This is a genomic window from uncultured Kiloniella sp., from assembly GCF_937128705.1.
Lineage (GTDB): Bacteria > Pseudomonadota > Alphaproteobacteria > Kiloniellales > Kiloniellaceae > Kiloniella.
The window spans coordinates 1-10,381 of sequence record NZ_CAKZMP010000121.1 but is presented as its reverse complement, the minus strand read 5'-3'; the positions used below and the strand labels follow the sequence as shown (position 1 = coordinate 10,381).

At 45.9% G+C, this 10,381-nt stretch carries 10 protein-coding genes and 2 pseudogenes; 7 read left to right on the top strand and 5 right to left on the bottom strand.

Annotated elements, in window-relative coordinates; all coding sequences use genetic code 11:
- A pseudogene (locus Q0241_RS07045) lies at positions 1 to 283 on the top strand (protein adenylyltransferase SelO family protein); the annotation flags it as partial.
- Between the two features lie 6 nt (positions 284 to 289).
- Here the strand turns inward: Q0241_RS07045 and Q0241_RS07040 are convergent.
- Positions 290 to 676, bottom strand: a complete 387-nt coding sequence (locus tag Q0241_RS07040) for a hypothetical protein (RefSeq protein ID WP_299375224.1) — start codon at positions 674 to 676, stop codon at positions 290 to 292.
- Between the two features lie 54 nt (positions 677 to 730).
- On the bottom strand, positions 731 to 1,090 hold the full coding sequence (locus Q0241_RS07035; protein WP_299375222.1) for a hypothetical protein: 360 nt from the start codon (positions 1,088 to 1,090) through the stop codon (positions 731 to 733).
- 412 nt (positions 1,091 to 1,502) lie between these two features.
- On the opposite strand from Q0241_RS07035, the gene Q0241_RS07030 reads away from it, so the two are divergent.
- Both Q0241_RS07030 and Q0241_RS07025 read left to right on the top strand, forming a co-directional pair.
- The gene (locus Q0241_RS07030) at positions 1,503 to 4,022 is read left to right on the top strand and encodes a DEAD/DEAH box helicase (RefSeq protein WP_299375220.1); all 2,520 of its coding nucleotides are present in this window, start codon (positions 1,503 to 1,505) and stop codon (positions 4,020 to 4,022) included.
- Between the two features lie 204 nt (positions 4,023 to 4,226).
- On the top strand, positions 4,227 to 4,712 hold the full coding sequence (locus Q0241_RS07025) for a GNAT family N-acetyltransferase (protein ID WP_299375218.1): 486 nt from the start codon (positions 4,227 to 4,229) through the stop codon (positions 4,710 to 4,712).
- 241 nt (positions 4,713 to 4,953) lie between these two features.
- Here Q0241_RS07025 and Q0241_RS07020 read toward each other — a convergent pair whose 3' ends face one another.
- On the bottom strand, positions 4,954 to 5,433 hold the full coding sequence (locus Q0241_RS07020; protein ID WP_299375216.1) for a hypothetical protein: 480 nt from the start codon (positions 5,431 to 5,433) through the stop codon (positions 4,954 to 4,956).
- A gap of 172 nt (positions 5,434 to 5,605) precedes the next feature.
- Positions 5,606 to 7,003, bottom strand: coding sequence for a PLP-dependent aminotransferase family protein (locus Q0241_RS07015; RefSeq protein WP_299375213.1), 1,398 nt, complete (start codon positions 7,001 to 7,003; stop codon positions 5,606 to 5,608).
- 186 nt (positions 7,004 to 7,189) lie between these two features.
- Between Q0241_RS07015 and Q0241_RS07010 the strand changes: the two genes are divergently transcribed.
- From Q0241_RS07010 to sugE, 3 genes are all read left to right on the top strand, one after another.
- Positions 7,190 to 8,110: a DMT family transporter gene (locus Q0241_RS07010; RefSeq protein WP_299375210.1), complete on the top strand. Its 921-nt coding sequence runs from the start codon at positions 7,190 to 7,192 to the stop codon at positions 8,108 to 8,110.
- A 78-nt stretch (positions 8,111 to 8,188) separates the two neighbouring features.
- Entirely contained in the window at positions 8,189 to 8,833 is a 645-nt protein-coding gene (locus Q0241_RS07005; RefSeq protein WP_299375207.1) for a LysE family translocator, read from the top strand.
- Positions 8,834 to 8,990: 157 nt separating this feature from the next.
- Positions 8,991 to 9,311, top strand: coding sequence for a quaternary ammonium compound efflux SMR transporter SugE (gene sugE, locus Q0241_RS07000; RefSeq protein ID WP_299375204.1), 321 nt, complete (start codon positions 8,991 to 8,993; stop codon positions 9,309 to 9,311).
- A gap of 82 nt (positions 9,312 to 9,393) precedes the next feature.
- Here sugE and Q0241_RS06995 read toward each other — a convergent pair whose 3' ends face one another.
- On the bottom strand, positions 9,394 to 9,777 hold the full coding sequence (locus tag Q0241_RS06995; protein ID WP_299375201.1) for a rhodanese-like domain-containing protein: 384 nt from the start codon (positions 9,775 to 9,777) through the stop codon (positions 9,394 to 9,396).
- 355 nt (positions 9,778 to 10,132) lie between these two features.
- Here Q0241_RS06995 and Q0241_RS06990 point away from each other — a divergent pair.
- Positions 10,133 to 10,381, top strand: a pseudogene (locus tag Q0241_RS06990) (hypothetical protein); the annotation flags it as partial.

Genomic DNA, 10,381 nt, shown 5'->3' with positions numbered 1-10,381 from the left:
GGCCCTGACCACATGGCTCCAACAGTGGCAAGCCCGGCAAGATCAGGATGAAACCTCAACCGAAGAACGCCTTGAGGCCATGCGCAGATCAAACCCGATCTTCATCCCCCGAAACCATCAGGTAGAAGCCATAATCCAAGCTGCCGTTGCAGGTGATTACGCCCCCTTTGAACAGCTCCACAGCATCCTGTCAGACCCATTCACCGAACAACCCGACAACGCCCATTACGAACTGCCTCCAAAGCCCGAAGAAGTTGTCCATGCTACTTTTTGTGGGACATAAGGGCTATTAATGTGGTTCACCACCAACGTGATATATTCCCATTTCCAATCTTCCATGTTCCAAAGCTTTCTTCACAACCTTTTCCATATAAATCTTGATTCTATCAATTTCAGGAACTTTACCGAACCGTTCGACAGTCTGCGTTTCTGTCTCTAAATCGACGAGTTCATACTCCATATAAAAATAGTCCTCCCAAATTGTTACTGTTCCCCATCTATTTTTCGTTTCGAACTGTACAAGTGTCATCAAGCAGGGACAGTGGCTGGGCTGGGATAATTGGAATTCAATATCAAGATACTCATCGATAATTTCCAACTCGTGGTTATACCGAGAGGAAATGATAATTTTACATCCGGGGTATTTTTTTCTGAGGCTTTGGATGCAATCAACCACGCCCTCTCGAAATTTCAACATCTTAATCTTAGTCATCTATAAAAAGTAACGAAGTTACTCATCAATAAAGCTCCAGGTATCAGCACCGTCGAATTTGCGAACTTTAATGTCCTCGATATCACTGCGTTCAAACAAACGTGCATTTACAGCAATACGTGGCTCTGGATATTTATCTGTTGCAATCCAATGGGTGACACAGCCACAATTTTCACAATGGTGAAAAGCCTTTGTTTCCTTGCCAAATTTATACGACTTTGTTTTATATTCAGAACATTCAACCTTAATTTGATCCGGGGTTGAGTAGGTCCAGAGCGCCCCGAAGCGGTGACAGATTGAACAGTTACAGCTTAAAAGAAATTCTGGCTTATAGTTGATGGCCAGTCGAACTGACTTGCAATGGCACGTTGCCTCCATTGTATCTATCCTTGCTTATATATCGCAATTATCAAGGCCGCTAAGTCGGAAAATCGTTTGATACTTTTATAATTTTTTGGCGTAAAGATGCTCATTTTATATAGCAAATTAACTCTGAAACCTAAAATCAGCATTGTTCAGCGAGAATAGGGCAATTGTTTAACCTCTGTATGCTTTACTTTCTGTGCAACACAACGTACAAGGACGCCAGCTTTTAAGTATTTTACTGTTAAGTATGTACGGTAAGTATGTACGGTGGACCCGACAGATAAAGAGATTGAGGTCCCCATTCACGTTACACCTGCCGCGCCTGTTCGTTAGCTATCTTCTTGATGGCCCTTGCCGCGCAGCCAGAACATTGCCCAGAATATCCATATGGGATATTACGGCTAAATAATCAGAAAGATTAAAGATGTCCAATTCGGATACCCCCGTGAACGACACCACAAAAGACGTTACAGAAGACATTTCAGAAGACGCACCAGATGCTTCCGTTGATACACCTGTAGAAACCAGCGCTGAAGAAAACAATCCTGACGTTTCAACACAAAATCAAAAAGACGAAACGCCTAAGACAGATGAAACGCCTAATGCAGATACTGGTGCGGATACAGAAACCACTTCGGATGCAGTGGCCAACACTGACACCGCCGCAAACGCTGAACCAGAACAAGCTGATCCTTTTGAAGGCGTCGCTGCACCCTTGGCAAAAGCCTTGGCGAAAAAAGGCTATGCCAAACTAACCCCTGTTCAAAAAGCCGTTCTTGATCCGGAACTGGCCGATGCGGATGCGTTGGTTTCTGCGCAAACAGGTTCAGGTAAAACCGTTGCTTTTGGTATTGCCCTCGCCCCGACATTGTTGGAAGGGCAAGATCACTTCAAACGCGCCGATGCGCCCTTTGCCCTAATCATCACCCCCACCCGCGAACTTGCCCTACAGGTCATGCGAGAGCTTGAATGGCTCTATGGCGATACAGGCGCACGTACAGCCACCTGTGTTGGTGGTATGGATATGCGCAGCGAACGGCGGGCGCTGGAACGTGGTGCACATATTGTTGTTGGTACGCCCGGACGTCTTCGTGATCATATTGAGCGCGGTTCCCTGAACATCAGTGCGCTACGGGCCGTTGTTCTGGATGAAGCGGATGAAATGCTTGATCTCGGTTTCCGGGACGATCTGGAATACATGCTGGATACCACACCAAAAGAACGTCGTACCCTGATGTTCTCGGCCACTGTCCCGCGTTCTATTGCCATGCTTGCGAAACGTTACCAGCGTAATGCCGTTCGTATCAGCACCAAAGCCGAAGAAAAACAACACAGCGATATTGAATACCGCGCCTTGACAGTTGCCCCCAACGACAAGGAAAATGCGATCATCAATCTGGTTCGGTATTATGAGCCAAAGAATGCGATTGTTTTCTGTGCCACTCGTGCCACGGTAAACCACATGACCAGCCGCTTTTCCAATCGCGGTTTTTCTGTCGTTGCCCTGTCCGGTGAACTAAGCCAGAACCTGCGTAGTCATGCCATACAGGCACTGCGGGATGGTCGGGCACAAGTCTGTATTGCCACAGACGTTGCCGCGCGCGGTATCGACTTACCCGATCTGGAACTTGTGGTTCATGCCGATATTCCAAAAAGCCGTGAACCGTTGTTGCATAGATCAGGCAGAACAGGACGTGCTGGTCGTAAGGGTGTTTCAGCCCTTATTGTGCCTTTTAACTGGCGCAAACGCACAGAACGTCTGTTGGAAAGTGCCAAGGTTCAAGCAACCTGGGCCAAACCACCATCTGTTGAAGAAATCTTGCAACGTGACCGCGAACGCTTCCTTGCCAACCCAACTTTGATCGAACCCGTTAAAGAAGAAGAACAGGCATTCATCAAAGAGCTTCTTGAAAAGCATGGCGCAGAACAGATTGCCGCTGCTCTGATCCGCACCCAAAGTGCCGGACGCCCAGCACCGGAAGAATTGATTGACCGCCCGGAAAGACCATCACGGGAAAGAGACCGTGACAGAGATGGAAGAGATCGTGGTGGCAGAGATCGTGATCGTGGCCGTGATGACAGTTACGAATACGGCAACGGCGGCAGACGCAACAATTCCCCCGGCACGCGTAAAGAGCGTGTCGATTTCGAAGACGGTGTCTGGATTTCCATGACCGTCGGACGCAAGCACACTGCCGATCCCAAGTGGCTATTGCCTATGGTTTGTCGTGCGGGCTGTATTACCAAAAAAGAAATCGGTGCCATTCGTATTCACATGGCGGAAACCCATGTCGAGCTTACCCCAAAAGGTGCCGAAAAGTTCTTTGAAACCATTGGCGGCAGCGACCGGATAGAAAAAACCATCACTGTCAAACGTCTGGAAGGTATTCCGGACCTGCCTGAAGATACCCTCGACGATAAAGACGGCCCCGGATATCACCGCCAGCCCAGAGAAAGCAGAAAAGGCGAGAGTAAAAAGCACAAACAAAAGCCGTTTCGGGATAACTTTAACCGCAGCGATCGCAGCAAAGAATACAGCCGTCGCGCGGCCGAAGGTAAAGATTTCAAAGATCGAGATGATAAATTTGGTGAGCGAAAATCTGACGGCAAAAAGAAATTTGGTGACCGCAAAGCGGGCGAGCGGGATTACGCAAAAAAAGATCACAATCCCAAAGCTAAAACCAAGTTTAAAGGCAAATTTGGCGCTGATGGCAAATTCCAAGGCCCCCAAGATGATAGCGGGAAAAAGCCTTGGTTTGACGACAGTTCGGATAGCAAGCGTAGCGAAGGTGACAAAAAGCCATTTGGCAAAAAACCGTTCCGCGATAGCGCCAAAGGCCCAAAGTCAGGTGCTAAACCTTTCAAAGCGAAAGGTGGGAAGCCCGCAGGTGATAAAGCAGGTGCATCAACACTAAAGCGGAAAAAAGCACCTAAAAAGGATTGATGATCCAATGCCCCAAAGAAGATTAGGGGTATAAAAAAGATCACTCGGTACTTATTGGCATACATGATACAGGAGCTACAATTTTTATTGTGGCTCCTTTTCATTTCAGTGCTTTCCATACATATTAAAAACACAACCTATAATTAATTACCTGCATTAAATTTATACATTAAAGAGCACTTATATTCATAAAGGAATAAAAACGTGAGTATTTTAACTGGCCGCACAGCTATTCTCATCCCCATGGCCGAAGCTGATTACCCGGCCTGGCGCGATCATGGCATCAAGGCCTATGCCGCAGACAAAACACAATCGGGATACAGCCCCGAGAACGCATTAAAACTATCAGAAGAGTCATACACATCAGGCTTACCAGCGGGATTAAACACCCCGGATAATTACATCTTCACAATTATGAATTCATCGAAACAGCCTGTCGGTTCCCTATGGTTTGCCGTTAAGGAACATTACGGCAAAAAAACTGCGTTCATCTATGACATTGAAATCAATCTGGCTGAACGCGGCAAAGGACTGGGCAAAGCCACAATGTTGGCGCTCGAGGCTGAAGTAAAGAAACTCGGCATCAATAAAATCGGTCTGCATGTCTTTGCCTTTAACAAAACAGCACACGCCCTATATGCATCGCTTGGCTATCAGACCACGGATATCACAATGGAAAAAACAATATAGAACGAAGGGGCTGGTCTTGATCCTTTACCCCTGAATACGACAAAGCCAGATACAAGACCTAAAATCTATTCGGTGGCTCTAAAAGTTGATAACAATTGCAACAAAACAAAGTTTGCCCACATGTTCCAATCTGCCAAGTATATCATCACAACTATCATATTCAGGCGATGTGTCTTCACTCAAATTAGTAGCGATAGAAAATGATTCTATATATGCAGTGATCTTATAGGTGACCTATTTATCACGAGATAATTTCCCAGCTGCCATTAACCTGTTTACATGCCAGACCTTCGATCCTCTCTAACTTTCCATTAATTTTCACAGTGTGTCGATAAGATCTGCACCCATTATTCTGATGAGAGTCATTAAACACGCTTATCGCACCAGATACACCATTCGCATTCCAGTAAAAGGCTCGTCCATCTGAAATAGATACTGCCGAAATAAAGGCGTTCTCAAAACGAGCGCGTTGTAACGAAGTTAATCTATAAAAATGCCTCTGCTTTAATTTTTTCTGTGTATAGATAATCTGAATGGGACGCTTTTGTTTTACACCATGAGACTTTTTAATCTTCTGAGCAGGCGGAACATATTTGTGAGATTTCACAATATGAGGTTTTTGGACATGCTTGCCCTTAGCGGACTTCGCAATTGCCACATGACTGACAAGACTGGATAAAAGTAATGCGGTTGCTGGTAAGATAACTTGATAGAGCTTCATAAGACGCCTCTCTTTTTATGAGTATAGAGTTAAAACGTCTGCGATATAAAAACCTGTCGCTATGAAAAATCATGCCTATAATTTACCACTTGAACGATAATTATAGTTTGCCTACTCAAAGACATCCGTTAGAAAATAAAACGTAAAATAATATGATAGCCCCTGAAACCAATTAATCTTTAATATCAATAAGCAAATCTTCGAGTACATCAAATATTCTTGGGTTCTGAGATTGCGCAGCATTAAAACGAATATAATTATCAGCAGACTGTGTGATACTGAAAACACTACCGGGTGCCAGAATGACATCACGGGCCAAGGCTCGTTGTGCTAGATCAGCAGCATTCACCCCTTCGGGCAGTTCGCACCAAAGAAACATACCCCCACGCGGTTCGATCCACGGCTTGATCCCAAGCTTGGTCAGGCGGGCAGCCGTGGTGCCCATTGTATCGGCCAACTTTGTTTTCAGCCCATCCAGATGTTTGCGGTAGCTGCCGTCTTTCAGAACAGATAACACGAGCTCCGCAGAAAAATGTCCTGCCCCAAATGACGTTGCAATACGAAGATCAACCAGCCCATCTATCCAATCAGGTCGGGCGATAATATATCCGCAACGTACAGAGGCCGAGAGCGTTTTAGAGAAACTCCCGATATGAACAACACGCTCTAATCCGTCAAAGGCTGCATAGCGCGGGGCGTGATCATGTTCCAAATCCGCAAAGATATCATCTTCGATAATGGTGAGATTATGTTGCTCTGCAAGCTTTAACACCCGATGCGCCACCACGGGGGACAACGTTGCGCCCGTGGGGTTATGCAGACCAGAGTTGGTAATATAGAGCTTTGGTTTGTATTCAATCAATGCCTGTTCAAATGCCTCAACATCTGGGCCGTTTGGGGTAAAGGGGACCGAAATTACCTTTGCCCGGTGCGCCCTTAACAGTGCGTGAAAGTTAAAATAACAGGGATCATCAACAACCACACAATGCCCTGGTTCCAGCAAAAAACGACAGAGTTGATCAATAGCCTGCGTACCAGACCCTGTGAGGATTATTTGATCCGGGCTGGCATCAATACCATATCCCCCTGCCCGTCTGGCAAGAAACTGGCGCAATTCTGACAATCCCAATGGAGATCCATATTCAGTCAGGATCGTATCATTTGCCCGCGACAAATTTCTAAGCGCCTTACGGATAGATGTTTCCGGCATCCACGATGCGGGCATCCATCCGCACCCCGGCTTCAAGAAATTCCCCCCAGCATCCAGCGACTGGCGCGATACCCAAAGGGGATCAACTTCACGATCCAGCTTCGGGCCAATTTCTGCCAAAGACAGAGGCGCCAACTGTCCCGCAACATAAAACCCTGATCCCGGTCGCGAAGTGATAACTCCTTCGGCAGAAAGGCGATCATAGGCGTCAACAACCGTTGATTTGGAAACCTGCATATCATCAGCAAACCGACGGATAGAGGGTAATTTGGCCCCCGGCGCAAGTGTGCGCCCCGCAATCCGTTGTCTGATCGCATCCATGACCCGCTCAACCAGTGTCGTTTCTTCTACCAACATCATATCTGTACCTATTCTGTAACCAGTACAGTTCAATCAAACTGTACTTAACTGTATCTGGTACACTTTTCTTTAGCAACCTACATAAGTACCTAGGGCCGAGTAACACGATCATCCCCTACTTAATTACATTTCGGCCTCAATTTCACGTGAGCCAATAAGGGTCGCAAATAACAGAAAGTTAGGATTATGAAGAACATAAACAAAGGCTGGCTATACGGCTTTATCGGCATGACAATTTTCAGTGCTTCCCTGCCTGCAACACGTGCTGCCGTTGGTTCTTTTGATCCTATCTTTCTGACGTTGGCCCGGGGAAGCATTGCCGGATTACTCGGTCTCTCCCTTCTCTTGATGTTCAGGGAAAAACGCCCACAGGCAAAAGATCTGCTTTCTTTGTTAATTGTTGCTCTTGGTGTTGTTATTGGCTTTCCCCTGCTCACGGCCTATGCGTTGGAACATGTCACAGCCGCACATTCGACTGTCTTTATTGGCTTGTTGCCGCTTGCCACAGCTATCTTTGGCGTTCTTCGCGGGAATGAAAAACCACAGGCGATATTCTGGCTGTTTTCAATCCTCGGGTCCGGCTTGGTTGCCGGTTACGCCCTTATCGAAAGTGCCGGATCATTCAGCCTTTGGGATTTTCTGATGTTTGCCGCAATCGTTCTCTGTGGGCTTGCCTATGCCGAAGGAGCAAAACTTTCACGGCGACTTGGGGGCTGGCAAGTAATCTCCTGGGCGCTTGTGCTCTCTCTCCCAATTATGATTCCAATCACTTTCTACACCATGCCCACCAGTTTTGTAGGCGTTACAACACCAGCATGGATCGGTTTGGCGTATGTGTCCCTCTTTAGCATGTTGATTGGCTTTATCTTCTGGTATCGCGGACTGGTCGAAGGCGGCATCGCTTCTGTCGGACAACTCCAACTACTGCAACCTTTTTTCAGCCTGATCTTGGCCGCGCTTCTTTTGAATGAAACCGTTAATCTGGCAATGATGATTGTAACACTGGTTGTGGTTCTATGTGTTGCCGGAGCCAAACGTTTTGCACAAAAGAATGTTTCAACTGAACCAGCCATGCCCAAACTCGCGAATATTCGTGGCACCGAATAAGCTTTTCTAAAAAACAAACAACCCATCATCAAGCTTATGTCCTATAGTAGGATTAAGTCACAATAGCAGGATTATGTAGTGTCATATATACAAGACTTACCCCCCTATGTTTCGACCATCGCGGTTTCTTATGCGGCCTATCTTATCGCGACGATAAGCCCCGGTCCCGCCAATCTGGCAATCATGTCCACCTCTATGCGCCAAGGCCGCACGCCGGGACTAATGATGGCATGCGGCGTTATTATCGGGTCAATGACATGGGGCATTTTAGCTGCGTTCGGCCTTTCAACGCTTCTATCTTCTTTCGGTTGGTTGATGACAGCCTTTCGTATAGTTGGCGGGATTTACCTGTTATGGCTTGGATATAAGTCATTAAAATCCGCTTTGGGGTCCCAAACACCACAGGCGATGAAAACGGATAAAAACCGGAGCAATACACAATATCTCCTTCTCGGTCTGGGCATCCACCTGACAAACCCAAAATCCATCTTCGCGTGGCTATCCATCATAACTATCGGGATCACTCCCGGCGCATCGACGGACCTTAGCTTTATCATCGTTGGGGGTTGCGTTTTCTTGGGTATTTTTGTCTTTGGAGGTTACGCATTGGCCTTTTCCACACAAAGAATGATTGATCTCTATCGTTCATTCCGGCGCAGGATAGAAGGCACCGCCGCGTTGATATTCGGGTTTGCTGGCTTCAAGTTGCTAACAATGAAATAAGCGGTCCAGAGCTAACGTATCCTATAGATCCTGCCTCAAATGCCCCTAAATTCATCTGGCGAAAAATACAGTTAAAAACGGACAAATATCAACTTGTGGCAACGGTCACCCCGTGCGATGACAGATCAGGAAGATATTACTGGGGAGTAAAACAGAAATGCCTTGGGTTTATTTGATCTTAGCCGGTATTTTTGAATGTGGGTGGGCGATTGGCCTGAAGTACTCAGAGGGTTGGACCAAGCTGGTTCCTTCTCTTCTGACAATTATCGCCATGGCAATTAGCTTTTGGCTGCTATCCGCCGCAATGAAAACCATTCCGGTTGGAACTGCCTATGCGGTCTGGACTGGCATCGGTACGGTTGGCGTTGCGGTTTTAGGAATGATGCTTTTTGGTGAAAGCCATGACATCATGCGCATCATTTGCCTACTGTTAATCGTAACCGGAATTGTTGGCCTAAAGGTGTTTTCTCCGGCTTAACCAAAAGTTAAACCGACAGGCCAAACTGAAAAATATCGCTTGGCCTGTGATCGATTTACAGATGGAAAACTATTCAGCGAAATTACTCAACCGCTTCAATTTCACCACCTGCGTCAACCCAGTCCTTGATCGCACCGAGATTACGAACATTGTCATAACCCATATCCATCAGGACCTTTCCACTCAACGCAGATCGTCCGCCTGATGCACAGTAGAGTACGATCATTTTGTCATGGGTTAGTTCTTTCTGATGCATCGGTGTTGTGGGGTCAGCCTTAAATTCCAGCATACCACGGGAAATATTAATCGCCCCCGGCACGATACCTGTTGCCTTCAGTTCCTGTGCATCTCTGACATCAATAACAACAACGTTGCTTTGACCTAATACTTCCATTAACCCGGCGGGACTAATTGTTGGCACTTGCTTCTTTGCTTGTGTCACAATCTCCACTACGGACTTAATCATAACCAAATTCTCCTTTAACCCTCTCTGTTTCTAGAATAACTCACTTAACGTACACGACACCCAAATAGGTTTACGTGAAAACTTTATGTCAGTCCCTAAGTTTAGAAAACGAAGCTTTCATTATTATTAACTCACCAATAGGTGAGAATTAAAAATATTTTACAACTATAAATAATTAATCTTATGATTTTCAAATAGATAAAAAATTTTCCTCCTATAGAAGACAAGTCTTTCGATTGAATTTACCAGTAAAAAAAGGTATTATTTTTCTTTACTGGGGTTGAAGACAGTTGTTCCCCCACTTTTCCACAAGCATGCGTAGTTGTCTTTTAATCTGTTTAGAAGAGGTCGTTTCATGTCTTTGTCAAAACTGTCATTTCGAAATATAAAGCTGGCTTATCAGGTTAATTTAACAAGTATTATCGCCTTAATCGGCTTTATTATTGTTGGTGGCATTCTATTTACCAGCTCAAACACAGTTCTTTCTTCACAGGAAACACAAACTCGGTCATCCAATGCCATGGAACTGGTCGCTAGCGTTAAGTATGAATTCTTGAACGCACGACGTCGGGAAAAAGATTTCCTGATAAGGTTGGATGAAAAA

Excerpts from the sequence above, each read along its gene's own strand:
- Q0241_RS07035 (WP_299375222.1), bottom strand. The coding sequence starts at position 1,090 with ATGGAGGCAACGTGCCATTGCAAGTCAGTTCGACTGGCCATCAACTAT.
- Q0241_RS07030 (WP_299375220.1), top strand. The coding sequence starts at position 1,503 with ATGTCCAATTCGGATACCCCCGTGAACGACACCACAAAAGACGTTACA.
- Q0241_RS07020 (WP_299375216.1), bottom strand. The coding sequence starts at position 5,433 with ATGAAGCTCTATCAAGTTATCTTACCAGCAACCGCATTACTTTTATCC.
- Q0241_RS07015 (WP_299375213.1), bottom strand. The coding sequence starts at position 7,003 with ATGATGTTGGTAGAAGAAACGACACTGGTTGAGCGGGTCATGGATGCG.
- Q0241_RS07010 (WP_299375210.1), top strand. The coding sequence starts at position 7,190 with ATGAAGAACATAAACAAAGGCTGGCTATACGGCTTTATCGGCATGACA.
- sugE (WP_299375204.1), top strand. The coding sequence starts at position 8,991 with ATGCCTTGGGTTTATTTGATCTTAGCCGGTATTTTTGAATGTGGGTGG.
- Q0241_RS06995 (WP_299375201.1), bottom strand. The coding sequence starts at position 9,777 with ATGATTAAGTCCGTAGTGGAGATTGTGACACAAGCAAAGAAGCAAGTG.